The 19,329-nt window shown below is 58.4% G+C and carries 16 protein-coding genes and 1 riboswitch; of the genes, 9 read left to right on the top strand and 7 right to left on the bottom strand.

The window, feature by feature from the left end; all coding sequences use genetic code 11:
- Nucleotides 1-15: 15 nt before the first annotated feature.
- A riboswitch (cyclic di-AMP (ydaO/yuaA leader) is annotated at nucleotides 16-157 on the bottom strand.
- A gap of 409 nt (nucleotides 158-566) precedes the next feature.
- Nucleotides 567-2,174, top strand: coding sequence for a DEDD exonuclease domain-containing protein (locus A3EC_RS11780; RefSeq protein WP_051061026.1), 1,608 nt, complete (start codon nucleotides 567-569; stop codon nucleotides 2,172-2,174).
- 30 nt (nucleotides 2,175-2,204) lie between these two features.
- Here A3EC_RS11780 and trpD read toward each other — a convergent pair whose 3' ends face one another.
- Nucleotides 2,205-3,263: an anthranilate phosphoribosyltransferase gene (gene trpD, locus A3EC_RS0107625; protein ID WP_018024588.1), complete on the bottom strand. Its 1,059-nt coding sequence runs from the start codon at nucleotides 3,261-3,263 to the stop codon at nucleotides 2,205-2,207.
- Nucleotides 3,264-3,632: 369 nt separating this feature from the next.
- Between trpD and ctaE the strand changes: the two genes are divergently transcribed.
- From ctaE to qcrB, 4 genes are all read left to right on the top strand, one after another.
- Nucleotides 3,633-4,247, top strand: coding sequence for an aa3-type cytochrome oxidase subunit III (gene ctaE / locus A3EC_RS0107620; protein WP_156812884.1), 615 nt, complete (start codon nucleotides 3,633-3,635; stop codon nucleotides 4,245-4,247).
- A gap of 77 nt (nucleotides 4,248-4,324) precedes the next feature.
- Nucleotides 4,325-5,173, top strand: a complete 849-nt coding sequence (qcrC, locus tag A3EC_RS0107615) for a cytochrome bc1 complex diheme cytochrome c subunit (protein WP_040428273.1) — start codon at nucleotides 4,325-4,327, stop codon at nucleotides 5,171-5,173.
- Nucleotides 5,170-6,381, top strand: a complete 1,212-nt coding sequence (gene qcrA / locus A3EC_RS0107610) for a cytochrome bc1 complex Rieske iron-sulfur subunit (protein ID WP_018024585.1) — start codon at nucleotides 5,170-5,172, stop codon at nucleotides 6,379-6,381. The genes qcrC and qcrA overlap by 4 nt, the downstream gene beginning before the upstream one ends.
- A 35-nt stretch (nucleotides 6,382-6,416) precedes the next feature.
- On the top strand, nucleotides 6,417-8,018 hold the full coding sequence (qcrB, locus tag A3EC_RS0107605) for a cytochrome bc1 complex cytochrome b subunit (RefSeq protein ID WP_018024584.1): 1,602 nt from the start codon (nucleotides 6,417-6,419) through the stop codon (nucleotides 8,016-8,018).
- Nucleotides 8,019-8,126: 108 nt separating this feature from the next.
- Here qcrB and A3EC_RS0107600 read toward each other — a convergent pair whose 3' ends face one another.
- From A3EC_RS0107600 to ctaC, 5 genes are all read right to left on the bottom strand, one after another.
- Nucleotides 8,127-8,900 (bottom strand): ABC transporter ATP-binding protein, encoded by a 774-nt coding sequence (locus A3EC_RS0107600; RefSeq protein WP_245532960.1) that lies wholly within the window; start codon nucleotides 8,898-8,900, stop codon nucleotides 8,127-8,129.
- Entirely contained in the window at nucleotides 8,897-9,997 is a 1,101-nt protein-coding gene (locus A3EC_RS0107595; RefSeq protein WP_018024582.1) for a FecCD family ABC transporter permease, read from the bottom strand. The genes A3EC_RS0107600 and A3EC_RS0107595 overlap by 4 nt, the downstream gene beginning before the upstream one ends.
- Before the next feature lie 13 nt (nucleotides 9,998-10,010).
- Nucleotides 10,011-11,141, bottom strand: a complete 1,131-nt coding sequence (locus tag A3EC_RS0107590; RefSeq protein ID WP_051061048.1) for an ABC transporter substrate-binding protein — start codon at nucleotides 11,139-11,141, stop codon at nucleotides 10,011-10,013.
- 276 nt (nucleotides 11,142-11,417) lie between these two features.
- Nucleotides 11,418-11,849, bottom strand: a complete 432-nt coding sequence (ctaF, locus tag A3EC_RS0107585) for an aa3-type cytochrome oxidase subunit IV (RefSeq protein ID WP_018024580.1) — start codon at nucleotides 11,847-11,849, stop codon at nucleotides 11,418-11,420.
- A 31-nt stretch (nucleotides 11,850-11,880) separates the two neighbouring features.
- Nucleotides 11,881-12,975 (bottom strand): aa3-type cytochrome oxidase subunit II, encoded by a 1,095-nt coding sequence (ctaC, locus tag A3EC_RS0107580; RefSeq protein WP_018024579.1) that lies wholly within the window; start codon nucleotides 12,973-12,975, stop codon nucleotides 11,881-11,883.
- Between the two features lie 298 nt (nucleotides 12,976-13,273).
- Between ctaC and asnB the strand changes: the two genes are divergently transcribed.
- Entirely contained in the window at nucleotides 13,274-15,190 is a 1,917-nt protein-coding gene (asnB, locus tag A3EC_RS0107575) for an asparagine synthase (glutamine-hydrolyzing) (protein ID WP_026162303.1), read from the top strand.
- Between the two features lie 118 nt (nucleotides 15,191-15,308).
- Here the strand turns inward: asnB and erpA are convergent, their stop codons facing one another.
- Nucleotides 15,309-15,650 (bottom strand): iron-sulfur cluster insertion protein ErpA, encoded by a 342-nt coding sequence (gene erpA / locus A3EC_RS0107570; RefSeq protein ID WP_018024577.1) that lies wholly within the window; start codon nucleotides 15,648-15,650, stop codon nucleotides 15,309-15,311.
- A 255-nt stretch (nucleotides 15,651-15,905) separates the two neighbouring features.
- On the opposite strand from erpA, the gene A3EC_RS0107565 reads away from it, so the two are divergent.
- From A3EC_RS0107565 to A3EC_RS0107555, 3 genes are all read left to right on the top strand, one after another.
- Nucleotides 15,906-17,552, top strand: coding sequence for an AMP-binding protein (locus tag A3EC_RS0107565; RefSeq protein WP_018024576.1), 1,647 nt, complete (start codon nucleotides 15,906-15,908; stop codon nucleotides 17,550-17,552).
- A 21-nt stretch (nucleotides 17,553-17,573) separates the two neighbouring features.
- Nucleotides 17,574-18,428 carry a crotonase/enoyl-CoA hydratase family protein gene (locus A3EC_RS0107560; protein ID WP_018024575.1) on the top strand — a complete coding sequence of 285 codons (855 nt, stop codon included), beginning with the start codon at nucleotides 17,574-17,576 and terminating at the stop codon, nucleotides 18,426-18,428.
- Between the two features lie 78 nt (nucleotides 18,429-18,506).
- On the top strand, nucleotides 18,507-19,217 hold the full coding sequence (locus A3EC_RS0107555) for a DUF3043 domain-containing protein (protein ID WP_245532974.1): 711 nt from the start codon (nucleotides 18,507-18,509) through the stop codon (nucleotides 19,215-19,217).
- Nucleotides 19,218-19,329 lie beyond the last annotated feature (112 nt).

Raw genomic sequence — 19,329 nt, 5'->3', positions numbered from 1 at the left:
GATTGAAAATCTCCAAATGTCTTCCTGTTATGCCGGCCGGGTTAGCTGACGGGTTCGAGTGCGGAAGCTCCCCTACCTTCTTGCGAAGGATTCACCCCAAAGTAACTGGGTCCCCGACTCCTTTTCGTTGGCGAAAAGGATTAGGCTGTTTTTCATTCGTTGGAACTCGGGAACGTTGCCCTCGTTTCAATGTCACAAGGAGATTACGAAAGGTAACGGTCCGTTGTCCAGATGACGCGCCGAAACCAAGCCGTAATCATCCTGTTATCAACTTTGATTTCGTTCCGTTATCTTCCCGTTATCTTCGAGACGGTTTTGCAGCCTTCCTGATAACTTCACATAGTTTTCGCATATAGACCCCATTTTCCAGTTAGTGACACATTGACACACACTCCACTAGACAGACAGGTTCAAACTTAGCCAGAAAGTCTTACTGTGACGTTCATCACATTGACGTTTTTCGGCCAGTTTTTTCGTGAGATGACAACAAATTCTCGCCATTCGGTTCCCCGTAACCGTCAATAAGCACCGTCCTTGTCTGACCGGTATGACACCATCGCAGTGATATGAACCCCACCGATCCCCAACTCAGTCTCGATTCGCTTGCCGCCGACAGCGGAGCGGCGGACACGTCGCTGCGGAATACAACTTTTGTGGTGGTTGACCTGGAAACAACCGGACTGAGTCCAGCGAACTGCCACATCATTGAAATTGGCGCCGTCAAAACCCGCGGCGGTGAAGAGCTCGGCCGTTTTCACACACTCGTCGACCCCGGTGTGCCGTTGCCAGCAGTGATTACCAAAATCACCCATATAACTGACAACGACCTCATCGGCGCACCCCAAATCGCCACTGCCCTAGCCGATTTCCTGCAATTCGCCCGAGGCGCCGTCCTAGTCGCGCACAATGCGAAGTTCGACATCAGCTTCCTGCGCGCCGCCTGCACCGACACAGGCCTGCGGTGGCCAGAACCCACTGTCCTCGACACCCTCGCCCTTGCCCGCCGCGTCATTGCGCCATCAGAAGCGCGCAGCTACCGACTGGGCGAGCTTGCCCGGCTCATCGGCACCGAAGTCACCCCGAATCACCGCGCACTAGACGACGCCGCAGCAACAGCCGAAGTCCTCTACGAACTCATTGCCCGGCTAGGCACCGCAGACGTCAGCACTCTCGATGAACTCACCGCCTATTCACCGAAAGTGGACCCAAAGGTTCGCGCCAAAGCACACCTGGCAGATGACCTGTCCGACGGACCCGGGGTCTATATCTTCCGTGGCGCACGAAACGAGGCTCTATATATAGGGACAGCGGTAAATATTCGACGCCGAGTGCGCAGCTACTTCACGCAGTCTGAAAAACGCACCCGCATGCACCAAATGGTGCTGCTGACCGAAAGAGTGGAGACCGTACCGTGCGTCCACGGATTTGATGCTGAAGTACGGGAAGCAAAACTCATCGCCGCCCACCGACCGCCCTACAACCGGCGCAGCACCGAACCGAACCGCGGGTGGTGGATTGTGCCGCCCGTTGGTCAGGCCGGGCCTAAGGTCGCGCGCAGTCCCGGAATCGCCGCAGGAGCAGGCCGCTCTTTAGGACCATTCCGCAACCGCACCGATGCCGACGTCATTTTCCAAGCGCTGCAATTGACCACAGATAGCTACGACGCCACCATCGGGCACTTGCTTGGCTTGGCCTCTGGAGCCGACCCCATCGAGCGCATCATCGCGCACATCACTGACCTAGCCGCCCACTCGCGTTTCAAACGCGCCGCCATGCTCCGCGACGCGACCGCCACCCTCATTGAAGTAGTCTCGCGGTTCCACCGACTCACTTCTCTAGCCCGACTTGCGCAGCTTCAAGCAGCAGCACCCGACGGCAATGGCGGCTGGAACCTAGCGGTGATTCGCTATGGACGGCTCGCCGGGGCTGGGCACTCGCCCCGAGGTGCCGGCGCGGCACATATGGCATCGCTGGTGGAAGCGAGCGCGGCGACAGTAATAGATGAGGGCGGGCCTTTCCACGGCGCCAACCAAGATGAACTGGTCACCATTGCGAAGTGGCTTGGCCGCGACGGTGTACGCATCGGCCCTGTGGACGGCACTTGGTCGGAGCCGCTCATTGCTGGGCGGCATACCGCCTGGGCAGCGCAAGCCCGTGCCGCCACCGGCAAATAGATGGCGAGCGCGACCGATAAACTATGGGCGCTACTGGCTCACTGCTGCCGAAATAATGTCGGAGCACACCCCGCTGGCCAGAATCTGATCAGTTTCAGCAACCGTTGCGGTCATTGCGTCAATAAGCGACTGCCCGCCGAGGCCGCGGTGCGCAACCAACGCGGCGGCGGAGTTCAGCACAACGGCGTCGCGAATTGGGCCGTGCAGTTCATTCGACCACACGCGCCGCGCCACATCAGCGTTGAAGGCTGGGTCACCGCCCCGCAGATCGGAGGTTTGACCGATAGTGAAGCCGAAATCGCGCGGGTCGAGCACTTCATGGCGGACCTCACCGTCGGCAACGACGTAAACATCAGATGGGCCGGCAATAGTGATTTCGTCGACCCCGTCGCAGCCACGGACCACCAACACCTGCTGCCCACGCCGCGCATAGGTGTGCGCCATGGTCTCCATCTGGCTCTGGAAGGCGCAGCCAATCAGGCTAGAGCCGGGCTGGGCTGGGTTGGTCAGTGGGCCCAGCAAATTGAACAGGGTGGGCGCGGCGAGCTGCGAGCGGACTGGACCCGCGAACTTCATTGCCGGGTGGTAGTTCCTGGCGAATAAGAAGGTCAGCTTGAACTCCGGGTATTCCGGCACGCGGAGGCGACCGTCACCTAGGTCCACGCCAAGGGCCTCGAGCATGTCGGCGCCACCAGACTTCGAGGAGGCCGCCCGGTTGCCATGCTTCATCACGTGCACACCTGTGGCGCCAACGACGACGGAGGACATCGTAGAGATATTGACAGTGTGGTGCCCATCGCCGCCGGTGCCGACAAGGTCGAGGGCTTGGCGGGTGCCAGTAAGGTGCGGTCGGGTAGCGAAGCTAAGCATTGCGTCGGCAGCAGCATCGAGTTCGGCCGGGGTGATGCCTTTGATGTAGATGCCATATATAAATGCGGCAATGCGTGCGTCGCTCGCTTCCCCAGCCATGATGGAGTCCATGGCGAAGGCCATTGCTTCCGGTGGCAGTTCCGCACCGGCACCGAGGGTGTTCAGGGTCCATTGCCAGTCGATAATCTCCGGAAGTGTGTGGTTGTGGTGGTCGCTCATGCGCACTCCTTTCAGGTTCCGAAACTATCGACAGGGATTGACCGAAGCTTAGTACGGCAGTTACCCCCTGCGCGCACCCAACTCCCGCAACGTGGCCAAAATGGGCTAGCATTTTGCTTATTGACGGCATGGTGGGCGCCATACGCCGACGGAGCGGTTGCACGCAGTCCCCGCCTCGAGCGAAAAGAAGCCACAAAATCCCGAAAATTATCCGACCGTCGGATTTGATCGGAAAAAGTTCCCGGTAACCCCGCATTCTTCCCCCATTCTCAGGTTCGCCTGTCACTGACCTGGGGTTTTGCATTTTGACACGCCCATTACGGGGGTCAATAGATGACTATTTCTTAGATAAAGGCCATACTGTTCCCTGTGACGAGCGCAGTTGGAAACACAGGTATGGCAGGGGCACCACGAGTTGCCACACTGAACCGACCAAACATGGTCAGTGTGGGAACCATCGTGTTCCTGTCTCAGGAATTGATGTTCTTCGCTGGACTCTTCGCTATGTACTTCGTGTCACGAGCGAATGGCCAGCAGGGTTCTTGGGAGTGGGGCACTTCCCACCTCAACGTTCCCTTTGCTTTGACGATTACCACCATCCTGGTGCTGTCGTCTTTTACCGCACAGATGGGCGTTTTCGCAGCGGAGCGTGGTGACCTTTACGGTCTGCGCCGCTGGTACGCCCTCTCCACTTTGATGGGCGCGATCTTCCTGATCGGCCAGGGCTATGAGTACTTCACCCTGGTCGGTCACGGTCTGACCATCCAGAACTCGGTGTACGGCTCGGTGTTCTTCATCACCACCGGCTTCCACGCCGCACACGTTCTGGCAGGTGTCTTGGCATTCGTGGTGGTTATCCTCCGCATCTCCAAGGCAAAGTTCACCCCAGCTCAGGCCACCGCAGCCATCGTTGTGTCTTACTACTGGCACTTCGTTGACGTTGTCTGGATCGGCCTGTTCATCACGATCTACTTCATCCAGTAGGCCGTAGCCGCCGCTTGGTGAACGCGCCGCGCGGCCTACAGCCCTTCACTTTCCGCAATTTCGATTAAGGGAAAATGATGGTTTCAACCCCAAAGAACGCTAAGACTCGCCGCAAGGTGCAACGCACCCTTGCTGGCGGCGCAGCCTTGGCATTGAGCCTTACCGGCGCCGGCCTGCTGGCCAGCGCCCTCACCCCAGATGCTCAAGTAGCAACCGCAGACAAGGACACCGCTGCCCTGGTTCAGGAAGGCAAGGACATCTACGATGTCGCTTGTATCACCTGCCACGGCGCTAACCTGCAGGGCGTTAAGGACCGCGGTCCTTCCCTGGTTGGTGTCGGCGAAGGTGCAGTGTACTTCCAGGTGCACTCCGGTCGTATGCCTATGCTCCGTAACGAAGCTCAGGCTAGCCGTAAGAAACCTCGCTACTCCGAGGAACAGACCCTCGCGATTGCTGCTTACGTTCAGGCTAACGGCGGTGGCCCAGGCATCGTCCGCGACGACAATGGCGAAATCGCCATGGATTCGCTGCGCGGCTCAAACTTCGACGGTCAGATTGACCCGAAGGACGTTGCTCGTGGCTCCGACCTGTTCCGCTTGAACTGCGCATCCTGCCACAACTTCACCGGTCGTGGTGGCGCACTGTCCTCCGGTAAGTACGCACCGGCTCTGGACCCTGCAAACGAGCAGGAAATCTACCAGGCAATGCTCACCGGTCCACAGAACATGCCGAAGTTCTCTGACCGTCAGCTGACTGCTGACGAGAAGAAGGACATCATCGCTTTCATCAAGTCCACTAAGGAAACCCCTGGCCCTGGCGGCTACGCACTGGGCGGTATCGGCCCAGTTGCTGAGGGTCTCGCAATGTGGACTGTCGGCATTCTGTCTCTGGTTGGCGCTGCTATGTGGATTGGATCTCGCTCATGAGTGATAAGAAGAACTACTCCTCCCAGGAACTCGCTGCAATGAGCAACGAGGAACTGGCGCGCCTGGGTGCTGAACTCGACGGCGTGACTATTGCTTACCGCAAGGAACGCTTCCCTATCGAAGATGACCCAGCGGAAAAGCGTGCTGTGCTGGATGTCGGATTCTGGTGGACCCTGTCCATCGTTCTGGCGCTGGCATTCGTGGCCATCTACATTTTCTGGCCATGGGAGTACAAGTACCTCGGTGAAGATGGCCTGTGGTGGTACATCTTCTACACCCCACTGCTGGGTGTGACCATGGGTCTGTCCGTGCTTTCTCTGGGTATCGGCGCTGTGAAGTACATCAAGCGCTTCGTGCCAGAAGAAATCGCGGTTCAGGTCCGTCACGACGGCCCATCTTCCGAAGTTGACCAGAAGACCATCGGCGCCCTGCTGACCGACTCTTGGGAAACCTCTACCCTGGGTCGCCGCAAGGTCCTCGGTGGCCTGCTGGGCACCTCCGCAGTCCTCGGTGGCGTAGCTATGCTGCTGCCACTGGGCGGCATCGTGAAGAACCCATGGCGCGAGTACAAGATGGACGTCACCGGTGACGGCACCCTGTGGACCACCGGTTGGTCGAACTTCGACAACCCGGAGTACAAGGGCAAGATTTACCTCGGCCGCGACACTGGTGCAGTTGCACAAAAGCACGACGGTCACATGACCACTCAGGGTGTTTCTCGTCTGGTTCGCCTGCGTCCAGAAGACCTGTCCGCAGGTTCCATGGAAACCGTGTTCCCACTGCTGGAGAACGTGGTGAACGACGGCGACAAGTACGACAAGAACCGCGAAGTTTACGAGCAGCACATGCACTCGATTCATGGTTCCCGTAACTCGGTGATGCTCATCCGTCTGCGTACCGCTGACGCAAAGCGCGCCGTGCTGCGTAAGGGCCAGGAAGAGTTCCACTACGGTGACTACTTCGCATACTCCAAGATTTGCACCCACATTGGTTGCCCTACCTCGCTCTACGAGGCTCAGACCAACCGCATTCTGTGCCCATGCCACCAGTCGCAGTTCGACGCGCTGCAGTACGGTAAGCCAATCTTCGGCCCAGCCGCACGTGCACTGCCAGAACTGCCAATCACCGTCGACGAAGAAGGCTACTTGGTTGCCAAGGGCAACTTCATTGAGCCAGTCGGCCCAGCCTTCTGGGAGCGTAAGTCCTAATGTCTACTCAAACTAAGCCATCACGTCTTGCACAGATGGGACACCAAGCTGACTCCCGCCTCGGCGGAGCAGGCTTCCTGCGTGAGCAGCTGAACAAGGTGTTCCCTACCCACTGGTCCTTCCTGCTGGGTGAAATCGCCCTGTACAGCTTCGTCGTGTTGCTGTTCTCGGGTATCTACCTGACCCTGTTCTTCGACCCATCGATGTCCAAGGTCATTTATGACGGTGCTTACGCACCACTGAACGGCGTGGAAATGTCCCGCGCATACGAGACCGCTCTGAACATCTCCTTCGAGGTGCGCGGTGGTCTGTTCATCCGCCAGGTCCACCACTGGGCAGCACTGCTGTTCGCTGTGTCCATCCTGGCGCACATGATGCGTATTTTCTTCACCGGTGCATTCCGTCGCCCACGCGAAGCAAACTGGATCATCGGTTCCCTGCTGATGGTGCTGTCCATTGCTGAAGGTTTCATGGGCTACTCCCTGCCAGACGACGTTCTGTCCGGTGTGGGTCTGCGAATCATGTCCGCGATTGTGGTCGGCCTGCCAGTTGTTGGTACCTGGTTGCACTGGATCATGTTCGGTGGCGACTTCCCAGGTGGCCTGATTATTGACCGCCTGTACATCATGCACGTGCTGTTGCTGCCAGCTCTGATTCTGGGTCTCATCGCCGTTCACTTGGCGCTGGTTTGGTTCCAGAAGCACACCCAGATGCCTGGCGCTGGTCGCACCGAGAACAACGTTGTCGGTGTCCGCATTGTGCCGGTCTTCGCAACCAAGGCCATCTCCCTGATGTTCGTGGTCTTCGGCTTCCTGTTCTTCCTGGCAGGTGTCTTCCAGATCAACGGTATTTGGAACATTGGTCCATACAACCCATCGCAGGTTTCCGCTGGTTCCCAGCCGGACATCTACATGCTGTGGACTGACGGTGCTGCTCGTATCATGCCTGCATGGGAGCTGTACCTCGGTAACTACACCATCCCTGCAGTGTTCTGGGTAGCTATCCTGCTGGGTGTCCTGGTTGTCCTGGTCTTCGCTTACCCATGGATTGAAAAGAAGATCACCGGCGACGACGAGAACCACAACATTCTGCAGCGTCCACGTGACGTTCCAGTCCGCTCCGGTCTGGGCGCCATGGCTCTGGTCACCTACGCTCTGCTGACCCTGTCTGGTGGTAACGACCTCATTGCGTTCCACTTCGACATCTCGCTGAACGCAATGACCTGGGTTGGCCGCATCGGCTTCCTGATTCTGCCTCCAATCGCATACTTCGTGACCTACCGGATTTGCGTTGGCCTGCAGCGTGCAGACCACGAAATCCTGGAGCACGGTATCGAAACCGGTATCATCAAGCAGCTGCCAAACGGTGCCTTCATTGAGGTCCACCAGCCGCTGGGCCCAGTCGACGAGCACGGCCACGCCATCCCACTGGCTTACCAGGGTGCCAAGGTTCCTAAGAACATGGCTTCGCTGGGCTACGCCGGTGAACCAGGCCGCGGTGGTTTCTTCTCCGCTGACGATGAGTCCATCGCACAGCGTGCAGCTGAAATCGATGAGCAGAACCACTCTGAGCAGAAGGCAATGTTCAACGAGCTGCAGCGCGCAAACCGCGCAGAGATCGAAAACAAGAAGGACTAGGTTCCTAGTTCCTAGCCGCTAGTTTTCACGCGCTCACAAAAACCGCCTCGAGGGATTCTCCCCGAGGCGGTTTTTCGTTGCCTATTTACTGAACGGAGTCGCGCTCCCCTACCCCACTGGTGATACCACTGGCACACCATTGTGGGTCAGCACTTCAGCGTCAATGCCATAGATTTCGCGAATGAGTTCCGGCGTCAGCACATCGTTAGGCGTGCCCTGCGCAAGCGGTTTCCCATTGCGCATCAACACCATGTCGTCACACATCCGTGCTGCCAAGTTGATGTCGTGGATTGCAATCAGCGCGACTGCGCCGCGTTGCTGAACATGCTGTCGCACGACTTTAAGCAGAAACATTTGCCGCCGCAGATCCAGCGCGGAGGTCGGTTCGTCCAAAAGCAAAAAGTCCGGATTCGTGGCGAGCATCTGGGCGCATGCCACCAGTTGCCGTTGCCCACCGGACAGCTCCGCGAGGTAGCGCTGAGCCAACCCAGTGATGCCAAGTTGCTCCATCACGTTGGCTGCTGTTTCCCGTGCCGATGCCGCGCGCCCCTGCTTAGTCGCCACAACAATCGCTTCGAATGCCGACAGTGCGGCACTATGCGGCAAGTCCTGCGGCATGTAGCCGGTTCGGATGCGCAGAGCTTTGCCGGTCAGTTCGCGGCCGGCGAGGTGGCCGGTTACCGTCCCATTGTGCTTTTTGACGACACCCGCCACACTCTTAATCAGCGTCGATTTTCCCGACGCGTTCGGACCGAGGAGCGCGGTTAGTCTCCCACCACGCAGCGGCTGCAGGGTGTAGTTCCCGAGCACGTTGCGTCGCCCGTAGCGCACTTGCAGACCGGTGATGTCCAAAGTGGTTTCTAGTTCGTTGGAATGTGTCACCACAACGCCCTCCGATTTGTCATGACGATGACGAGGAAGAATGGCACCCCAACAAACGCGGTGATGATGCCGATTGGAATAGCAACACCCGGCACGATAATCATGCTGAGTGCATGAGCGGTGCACATAGTCAGCGCACCGGCGGCCATGGACGCGGGAATGAAGAATTTCTGGTCCTCCCCCACCAGCATCCGGGCCACATGTGGACCAACTAGTCCGATGAAGCCAATGATGCCTGCGAAGGCCACAGCGGTAGCGGCAAGCATGGAAACCAAAACCAGCACCACAATCCGGAGCCGGGAGACATTGATCCCCATGGCTAGCGCGCGGTCATCGCCAAGACGCAGCGCCGTCAAGCGCCACGCTAGGCCGATGAACACTGGAATGCACACCGCAAGTGACAAGGCGATGACGAGGTTTCCAGTCCAGGTGGCCCGGGTCATCGAGCCCATGGACCAAAACACGATCTGTTGCAGCGCTTCCGTGGTGGCGATGTACTGCACAAGAGCCAGCATCGCCTGGAAGAAGAACACCAATCCGATGCCCAGCAGAATCATGGTTTCCGAGGTAGCACCGCGGAGGAGAGCAGCCCCGACGATGATGGCAGTGGCGAGCATGGCAAATAGCCAAGCCATCGCGGCCAGATTGAACTGGGACACCGGGAAAATTGTGGTGCCGAGCACGATGGTGACCGCGCCGCCAAAGGCTGCCGCAGCGGAGATACCCAAGGTAAATGGTTCTGCCAGCGGATTGCCGAGGATGGTCTGCATTTGGGCGCCTGCCAGTGACAGTGCGACACCGACAAGCAGTGCCATCACGGACATCGGCAGCCGAAGTTTCCACAGCACGGTTCGGGTTTGCTCGTCAACACTGTTGGGAGAGAGCATCCCGCGAAGGACTTCAGTCAAACTGAGGTCAAGGGCACCGACTGCAGCAGACCAGATGAAGGCACCGAGGGCCCCGACAGTCAGCACCCCGATGATGGCGATGCGCCGAATGACCACACGCCGGTGGCTACGCAAGACATCGGCGGCTGTTGGCTCAGGCGGCGGAGTTGAATCCAGAGTTGCTGTTGCCAAAGATGTTGAAACTGCCATTTGTCTGCGGGGACTACTTCTGAGCTGTGAAGAAGGTACCGGAGGCGTCGAATGGAGTGAACTTTTCATGCGCCTCTTTCCACTTCTGATCGACATTGATGTCGTCAAAAAGCTCTGGGTGGAGCCATTTGCCGAACTGCAGCAGGGCTACGTAGTTGAATGGGGAGTCGTAGAACTGGTGCCAGACGCCGTAGAACTTTCCGTCCTTAGGGGCTTTGAGCTGGTCGAAGCCTGGGGTCTTGAGCAGGCCGGTGAGGGTGCGGGCGGCGTCAGCGGATTCGGACTTGTAGCCGAGGGTGGTGTGTGGCAGCGGCTGCTTTTTCTTTGGGTCTGGTGCCCAGGAACCGCCCGTGGCAATGATGACGTCTGGCTGGTCAGCGATGAGCTTTTCGGGGGTCATGGAGCCTTCCTCGGTGGCGAGGACGTGATCGGCGAGGTTATCGCCGCCGGCTAGGTTGACCATTTCGCCGAGGTTCGATTCCTTGACGGTGGCGCAGCAGTCTTTCAGGCCAGCAGCGCGCCAGAGGAAGGTTTTTGGTCGGTCTTTCGCCTTGCTGGCACGGTCACGGACCAGGTCGACGGTCTCGGTCCATTCCTTATTGAAGTCCGCCGCGGACTCGGTTTGGCCGGTGAGCTGGCCGAGGATGTCGACGGACTTGGTGGTGTTTTCCATCGGATGCTGCCGGAAGTCGGTGACCACGTACTTGATGTCAGCGGCTTCCAGCTTGTCCTTCATGCCGGTGGTGCTGATGTCGTCATACTGGTCGGCGGAGATGACCATGACATCTGGTTTGAAGGAGACGATTTCTTCGATGGTGACGTCACCTTTACCGATGTGGCCGATTTGTGGGATGGATTCGAGCTCTGGGTTGGTTGTGGTGATCTTCTCGTAGTAGCTCGGAGCTGCTTTCGCGAGGTCGGTGCCCATTGCGACAACTTTGTCGGCTGGCTTGTCCTTGTTCAAGATGGCGGTGGCGAAGATACCGCGCCCTTCGCCGAGCACGATGCGTTCTGGGGCTTTGTCGAACTCGACGGTGCGGTCCTTCACGTCGGTGACTGTCAACCCGCTGGAGGCGTTTGTGGCGCCATTTTTGGCGGGGTCTCCGCTTCCGGTGTCGGACGGGGCGCTGCAGGCGGACAGCATGAGGGCGGCTGCGGTGGCGCAGCCGAGGGTTAGAGCCTTAAGGCGGTTCAACTTTTCTCCTTGATCACGGATGAATGGACGTGTTCACGTTAGTGAAAAAGGCCGCCATTGGTAAGGGTAGCCTTACCTATGTCCCCCGTGGCTGCAGGAATGACACCCCCGTCACTTTCTTGCACAAAAGCCGCACCAAAGAGAAAAACCGCCGTCACCTTTCGGTAACAGCGGTTTCAAGAGTTCTTATTGCGATGAGTTAACCGGCCCATCACCGGAGGGGTTTTAGTGCTTCTCAGGACCCCAGTAGTACTGCATGGACAGCATCACGGTGGCGAAAATCAAGCCGACTGCAGCCAGAACCAGCAGCCACAGCTGCCAGAAGGCGATAGCGAAGCCCATGAACAGGATGGCCACGGTCATCCAGAATGGCCAGATGGAGTTCGGGGAGAAGAAGCCCAGGGTGCCTGCTGCATCCGAAACTTCTGCTTCTTCCCAGTCAGCTGGCGCAATGTCAGCGCTGCGCTCAGTGATGTGCAGGTAACCAGCGAGCATCAGGGTCATCAGGGTGGCCATCACCAGTGCGGTGCCGCCCGCCCACTCCAGCGCCCGGACGTTACCGGTGTCGGAAAGGTTAATGGTCAGGTAGATGTACGCCACAGTAATGAACACGAAGAACGCGGTCAGACCGTAGAACATCTTTGCTGCGGATTTCATTTCTTATCCTCTGATTTCCTACTCGAGCTGCTTACTTCGCATTCAGGTCGACGGTGTTCACGTCGCCCCGAGTGTCCTTACGGCCGGTCAGGAATGGGCTGGTGGAGGTAGCGTAGCCAGCTTCACCAATCTTTTCCAGAGCCTGCGCGTTGGTTGCTTCTGGGTTGTTCTTGCGGAACTCGATGTACTGCTTGAACTTTTCTGGGGAAACCGCACGGATTTCGAAGTTCATCATCGCGTGGTAGGTACCGCACATTTCTGCACAGCGACCGACGAAGGCGCCTTCCTGCTCAATCTTTTCAATCTGGAAGGTGCGCTGCGACTTGTTCGCCTCTGGGTGTGGGAACGCGTCACGCTTGAACAGGAACTCTGGCACCCAGAAGGAGTGCACGACGTCAGCTGCAGCCAAGTCGAACTGGATAGCAGTGTTGGTTGGCAGAACCAGAACTGGAACCTCTTCAGAAGTACCGACGGTTTCAATCTCGTCGTAGTTCAGGAAGGACAGGTCAGTCTGAGAACGACCGTGGACTGGGCCTGGCTTCTGCTCTTCAACGTTGTCGAAGGCACCTTCCAGGGTGTCCTGCTGCTTACGATCATCCTGGCGACCGTTGTAGTCGGAGCCGCCCATCACGTCACCGGAGACGTAGTCGTAACCGAACTTCCAGTTCCACTGGTATGCGGTCACGTCGACCTTGACCTGTGGGTCCTTGTCCATTGCGGTGACCTTGTCCTGGGTCTGCACGGTGAAGAAGAACAGCACCATGACGATCAGAATTGGGACAGCGGTCAGAATCAGTTCCAGTGGAACGTTGTATGCGGTCTGGCGTGGGTAAGGGCCCTTACCTGCCTTTTCAGCACGCTTAGCGCTGAACGCAATCATCGAGAAGATCATCAGGAACCACATGATGATACCGATGATCCAAGCGACAACCCAGGTCCATACCCAGAAGTTACCCATGGCAGTAGCTTCCGGAGTAATGCCTTCTGGCCAACCGAAGCGCAGCAGCTTGAAGAAACCGTTTTCTGGTGGGTTCACATCGCAACCGGCAAGAAGTGCACCGCTGGCAGCCAGGGTGCCGAGAATGCCGACTTTGCGAGCAAGACCACGCTTTTTACGCTGATCCACGTGAATAAGCCTTCCTGATTCTCTAAAACCTAAGAACTCTTGGTTTTTACTACTGCTGAAGAGTAGCTGATTTCTCCGCGGAAGCCATACGCGACATGGTCCACGGGGTTAGCCGAATTATAAACACCCTAATAGAAGCCTTAGAAGCCTCTCCCCCATTAAACCCCTAGACAGGGGGCACAAGCGCGACGCACGAACTGCCGCCGAACCGTTTTGCATCGCTGAACTGTGTTGCATCTGGGTCGACAAGTAGAGTGGCGGGGTAACAAAGTTTCCGCCAGAAAGAGGTTTTCACCGTATGTGCGGTCTTCTCGGCATGCTGCCCTCCGAAGCAACTGCAGCGACGCTAGTCCCGGCCATCGAACGTGCATTGCCATTTATGCACCACCGCGGCCCTGACGATTCCGGAACGTGGCATGACGACCAGATGGTGTTCGGCTTCAACCGCCTGTCCGTCATTGACATTTCCCACTCCGCGCAACCGCTGACGTGGGGCCCGGCGGATGAGCCAGAGCGTTACACCATGACGTTCAACGGCGAAATCTACAACTATGTGGAACTGCGCGAAGAGCTCACCGCTCTTGGCTACACATTTAATACTGAAGGCGACGGCGAACCAATTGTCGTTGGTTTCCATCACTGGGGGCCAGATGCCGTCAAGCATCTGCGCGGCATGTTCGGCATCGCCATCTGGGATTCCGTCACCAAGCAGCTATTCCTCGCCCGCGACCAGTTCGGAATTAAGCCACTCTTTTACGCCACCACCGCCGCCGGCACCGCGTTTTCCTCCGAGAAGAAGTGTGTGCTGGAGTTGCAGCCGGAATTAGGGCTTGATGACGGATTGGATCGCCGCGCCGTCGCCCACTATGTGGATTTGCAGTATGTGCCGGAACCAGAATCGCTGCATGCGTCGATTCGTCGTCTCGAGTCGGGCTGCTACGCCACGCTCACTCCGGGCAATGAGCTCAAGGTAACCCGCTGGTTCACCCCGACTTTCCCTATCAAGCCGGTCAGCGATGAACAGGCCGTCTACAACAAAATTGCCGACACGCTGACTGATTCCGTCGCCAAGCATATGCGCGCGGACGTCACTGTCGGGTCTTTCCTCTCCGGCGGCATTGACTCCACAGCCATTGCGGCACTAGCCAAGCGCTTCAACCCGGATCTGATGACCTTCACCACGGGGTTTGAACGCGACGGTTTCAGTGAAATCGATGTCGCAGCTGAGTCCGCTGAAGCAATTGACGCGGAGCACATCGTCAAAGTTGTGAACCCAGATGAGTTCGCCGAAGCCGTACCCCGCATCATGTGGTACCTCGACGACCCAGTCGCCGACCCAGCGTTGGTGCCGTTGTACTTCGTCGCCGCGGAGGCCCGCAAGCATGTCAAGGTGGTGCTGTCCGGCGAAGGTGCCGATGAGCTTTTCGGCGGCTACACCATTTATAAGGAGCCAATTTCGTTGGCACCGTTTGAGAAGGTGCCGTCTCCACTGCTGAAGGGTCTGCACGCGGTGGGCAAAGCGCTGCCGGAAGGGATGCGCGGCAAGTCGCTGCTACTCCGTGGCACCACCCCGATCGAGGACCGCTACTACGGCAACGCCCGTTCCTTTAATACTGAGCAGTTGCTCGAAGTGCTGCCGTGGGCGAGCGCCGACATGGACCACCGCGAGGTGACCGCCCCAATTTACGCTGAGTCGAAGGGCTGGGATCCAGTGGCTCGCATGCAGCACCTGGACCTGTTCACTTGGCTGCGCGGGGACATTCTGGTCAAAGCAGACAAAATCACCATGGCGAACTCGCTGGAGCTGCGGGTGCCATTCCTGGATAAGGCCGTCTTCGAAGTTGCGCAGACGCTGCCGACGGAACTGAAGGTCTCGCACGGCACGACGAAGTATGCGCTGCGCCGCGCGCTGGAGCAGATTGTGCCGCCGCATGTGTTGCACCGCCGCAAACTCGGCTTCCCAGTGCCAATTCGTCACTGGCTTGCTGGTGACGAGCTCCATGATTGGGCCGCGAAGATTATTGCCGAGTCCGAAACGGATCACCTCTTCGACAAGCAGGTAGTGGAAAAGATGCTGGCAGAGCATCATCCGACGGAGAAGGACAATTCTCGTCGCCTCTGGACCGTGTTGGCCTTTATGGTGTGGCATGGCATTTTCGTCGAAAAGCGCATTGATCCGCAGATTGAGCGCAAAGACTACCCAGTCGAACTGTAACTAGACACACAAAAAGACCCAATCATCATGACCGTCATGGTCACAGGTGATTGGGTCTTTTAGCTGTCGGTGTCCATGCAGAAACGGCCACATTTCCGCAGCTAGTGAAGCTCCACGGTTAGTTGAAGCTGTCACCGCAGGCGCAGGAGCCGCCAGCGTTCGGGTTGTCGATGGTGAAGCCCTGCTGCTGGATGGTGTCGGCGAAGTCGATCTTCGCGCCCATCAGGTATGGGGCGGACATCCGGTCAACCACCAGCTTGACGCCACTGAATTCGGTGACAACGTCGCCGTCGAGGCTGCGGTCGTCGAAGTAGAGCTGGTAGCGCAGACCGGCACAACCACCTGGCTGCACGGCGATACGCAGCGCCAAGTCGGTTTCGCCTTCCTGCTCCAGCAGTGCCTTAGCCTTCGCAGCTGCGGCATCGGTCATGGTTACGCCACTGGTCTGGGCTGTAGTCATTTTGTCTCCTCGTATAAGCGTGGTTACTCCGGAAAACAACTACTTGGCGGGTTCTATTCCCGCAATGTTGTCAACCCGATTAGCCGCCAATGTACACCTATCAACATAGGTCTGCCTAACTCCGCCGGTGGGACTTTTCGTCATCTGTGGGCGCAATTTTTCCGAAACCTACTTTCTATGGCAAACACATCGCTAAGTTAATCACTGTTATCTGGATTACAGCTCCAGCCGTCGATCCCACCTCTGAGAGGAAATATGCGCACTGGCCTCAACGTCCCCCTCACTCCGCTCCGCTTTCTAGAACGCAGTGCCAACGTCCATCCGGACATGTTGGCCTGCGTTGATGGGCCACGCCGCATTAGTTTCGCTCGCTTCCGCACCGATGCGACCCGCTTCGCACAAGCTTTGCGCGCCAATGGGCTCGCTCCCGGGGACCGTGTCGGTGTGCTCGCAACCAACAGTTACGAGGCACTGCTCAGCCAATTCGCGGTACCGCTCGCTGGTGGCGTGTTGGTGGCAATTAACTCCAGGTTGGCCCCAGCCGAGGTCGACTTCATTGTGCGGCATGCCGACATCCACTTTCTGCTTGGTGACGATCACCTCCTCGCGGGCGTCCGCCCAACTCTGGATAGTTCCGGCGTTGTCACCCAGTACATTGTGGGCGCTGAAAGCGACGGCCTCGAGCCTGATGTGTCCGGTCAAGAAAACACTCGCACCTTCAGTGATTTCCTCACCGATGGCTCGGATGAACCGCTGCCGTTTACCGTGGCCGACGAAAATGACCCGATTTCGATTAACTACACCTCGGGCACAACGGGCCAGCCGAAGGGCGTGGTGTATTCCCACCGCGGTGCCTACCTGAATGCTCTCGGCGCGATTTCAACGCAGAACTTCTCCCGCGACACGGTCTACCTCTGGACTCTGCCGATGTTCCACTGCAACGGCTGGTGCACAGGCTGGGCTGTGATGGCAGCGACCGGTACCCAGGTGTGTTTGCGAGCGGTGCGTGGCGATGAAATGTGGCAGCTCATTGAAGATGAAGGTGTCAACGCAATGTGCGGCGCCCCAGCGGTGCTCACCACCATGGTGGAGTCGGAAGCTAAGCGCCGCGTCACCAATCTGTCGGCAGTGGTGGCTGGCGCCCCGCCAAGCCCAACGATTATTACTCGTTGCGAAAACATCGGTGTGGAGGTCACCCACGTCTATGGCCTGACTGAGCCCTATGGGCCGTTCACGGTCTGCGAGCCAAAGCCAGACTGGCATGACATGACGATTCGCCGCCGCGCGGTGCTCAAAGCCCGGCAGGGCGTTGCCATGCTCACCAATGAAGATGTGCGCATTGTGCAGCTGACCGACGATGATGACGATTCCCTCGTTGATGTGCCTGCCGACGGCAAGACCATGGGTGAGATTGTGCTCACCGGTAATGGCGTCATGCAGGGCTACTACCGCAACCCAGAAGCCACTGAGGTGGCCTTCCGCGGCGGTTGGTTCCACACCGGAGACCTTGGCGTCATGCACCCAGACGGCTACATTCAGCTGCTCGACCGCGCAAAAGACATTGTTGTCTCCGGTGGCGAAAACATCTCCACCGTGGAAGTGGAACAGACTGTGGTCTCCTACCCAGATGTGTCCGACTGCGCCGTCATCGGTGTGCCAGACGATAAGTGGGGCGAACGCGTCCGCGCTTATGTGGTGTTGCGCACCGAGGTGCAAGGTGACGTGGACCCTGCCCTGCTCACCGAAGCGATCATTGCGCACTGCCGCACGCATATTGCGGGCTATAAGGTGCCGCGGGACATTGTGGTGGTTGATGACTTGCCGCGGACCTCCACCGGCAAGGTGAAAAAGAATGTGCTTCGTGACGAAGCCTGGTCGTCGAAAACCGCCAAAATTCAGTAATAATTCTGGAATGGTTGGGACATGAAAACTTTTGAGTCCCTCGAAATTTCCTTCCCAGCCAACCATGTAGGCCACATTCTGTTGACCGGCCCCGGCAAGGGCAACGCAATGGGTGTGGCCATGTGGCGTGAAATCCCCGAAGCAATCGCGCAGCTGGACAATAACCCCGACGTTCGCGCGATTGTGGTGTCGGGCTCGGATAAGAACTTCACTTTCGGGCTGGACATTATGGATCCGCCGAAAATGATTATGGGCGCTGCGTCCGGTGATGCTGCCGCAGCCGGACTCGCCGCCGAACGCACTGCTTTGCTGGACCTCATCCGGCAGATGCAGCAGGCCGCCACTGCCCTAGAAAAGGCAAGCACCCCGGTCATTGCGGCTGTGCACGGCTGGTGCATTGGCGGCGGCGTCGATCTTGTATCCGCCGCCGATATCCGCATCGCAGATGACACCGCGAAGTTCTCCGTCCGCGAAATCCGCCTCGGCATTGTTGCCGACATGGGTTCCCTGGCCCGACTGCCACACATCATTGGGGACGCCGCTACCCGAGAACTGGCACTGACTGGGCGCGACTTCACCGCCGAAGAAGCGTTGCGGTTGGGTCTGATCAGTCGGCAGGTAACCGTCACTAAGCCCGAAGAGCCCGGCGCGGACCTCCTGGCGGCGGCCCTAGAACTGGCGGCGGAAGTCGCGGCGCAACCGCCGTTGGTGGCGCGCGGGGTCAAGGATGTGCTCAATCATGTGCGGCAGCCGTCAGTGGATGCGTCGAATGCGTATGTGGCGGTGTGGAATTCGGCGTTCTTGCCGTCGGAGGACCTGCACGAAGCGCTCATGGCGTTGGCGATGAAGCGGGCGCCGGAGTTCAAGGGTCGCTAAGTCGGCGGCGAGGTAGGGCGTTAGGTGGGGGCAAATTTCCCCTCCTGCGCGTTATTCAATAGCCTAAGCACTGTGAAGATGCCGTGGAAAAACTCTGACAACACCGACGCGAACGCCTCTGCGCCGTCGGCTGCTGATGCGCCTGCTGCCGAGCAGTCGGCCGCCCAGGACAAGCCGCTGCCGAAGGGCTACACCCCGAAGAAGGGCCGCCCAACCCCGAAACGTGCCGACGTGGAGCGCGCGCAGGGCACGCTGAAGGGCCCAGTGTCCGCACCACTGACCCGCAAGGAGGCCAAAGCCAAGCGCAAAGAGATGGAATCGTCCATGTCGAAGGCGGAAATTAAGGCTGCGAAGATTCGGGAGAAGAGCGCGAAGAAGCAGGCCCGTCAGGAAGCTGAAAAGCGGATGATGGAAGGCGACGAGCGTTACCTGCTGGAGCGTGACCGCGGCGCGGAACGTCGCTATATCCGCGACTGGATTGACTCGCGCCGCTTCATTAACAACCTGTTTATGCCGTTTGCGCTGGTGCTGCTACTCACTCTGATTATTGGGCAGGCGTGGCCGCAGGTCGCGGCGATTTTGTCGTCCATCACCATGGTGGTGCTGGTCGTGATTTTCATCGAAGGTGTGGTGCTGGCGCGTCGGGCGAATAAGGCTGTCCGGGCGAAGTTCCCAGATACCAAGGAGCGCATCGGTTTTGGCACCGGTTTCTACGCCTACCAGCGGGCGGCGCAGTTGCGTCGGCTGCGGGCACCCCGACCACAGGTTGAGGTCGGCGCGAACGTTTAAGGCCGTGTGGAAGGCCGCATTTAAGGCCACCGGTGGTCTCGGCCGCCATTCTCGGCCGGTCGGCGCGGTCTAGATTAGACTTTCGGATGCACCTGTCCGACGACCTGAAAGG

It is taken from the genome of Corynebacterium ulceribovis DSM 45146 (genome assembly GCF_000372445.1).
GTDB lineage: Bacteria > Actinomycetota > Actinomycetes > Mycobacteriales > Mycobacteriaceae > Corynebacterium > Corynebacterium ulceribovis.
Note: the sequence above shows the minus strand (reverse complement) of the source record. Positions and strands in the feature narration are given on the sequence as shown.

Bases quoted from the DNA above. Each gene is read 5' to 3' on its own strand.
- A3EC_RS11780 (WP_051061026.1), top strand. From the start codon at position 567: ATGAACCCCACCGATCCCCAACTCAGTCTCGATTCGCTTGCCGCCGAC.
- trpD (WP_018024588.1), bottom strand. From the start codon at position 3,263: ATGAGCGACCACCACAACCACACACTTCCGGAGATTATCGACTGGCAA.
- qcrC (WP_040428273.1), top strand. From the start codon at position 4,325: ATGGTTTCAACCCCAAAGAACGCTAAGACTCGCCGCAAGGTGCAACGC.
- qcrA (WP_018024585.1), top strand. From the start codon at position 5,170: ATGAGTGATAAGAAGAACTACTCCTCCCAGGAACTCGCTGCAATGAGC.
- qcrB (WP_018024584.1), top strand. From the start codon at position 6,417: ATGGGACACCAAGCTGACTCCCGCCTCGGCGGAGCAGGCTTCCTGCGT.
- A3EC_RS0107595 (WP_018024582.1), bottom strand. From the start codon at position 9,997: ATGGCAGTTTCAACATCTTTGGCAACAGCAACTCTGGATTCAACTCCG.
- A3EC_RS0107590 (WP_051061048.1), bottom strand. From the start codon at position 11,141: ATGCTGTCCGCCTGCAGCGCCCCGTCCGACACCGGAAGCGGAGACCCC.
- ctaF (WP_018024580.1), bottom strand. From the start codon at position 11,849: ATGAAATCCGCAGCAAAGATGTTCTACGGTCTGACCGCGTTCTTCGTG.
- asnB (WP_026162303.1), top strand. From the start codon at position 13,274: ATGTGCGGTCTTCTCGGCATGCTGCCCTCCGAAGCAACTGCAGCGACG.
- erpA (WP_018024577.1), bottom strand. From the start codon at position 15,650: ATGACTACAGCCCAGACCAGTGGCGTAACCATGACCGATGCCGCAGCT.
- A3EC_RS0107565 (WP_018024576.1), top strand. From the start codon at position 15,906: ATGCGCACTGGCCTCAACGTCCCCCTCACTCCGCTCCGCTTTCTAGAA.
- A3EC_RS0107560 (WP_018024575.1), top strand. From the start codon at position 17,574: ATGAAAACTTTTGAGTCCCTCGAAATTTCCTTCCCAGCCAACCATGTA.
- A3EC_RS0107555 (WP_245532974.1), top strand. From the start codon at position 18,507: ATGCCGTGGAAAAACTCTGACAACACCGACGCGAACGCCTCTGCGCCG.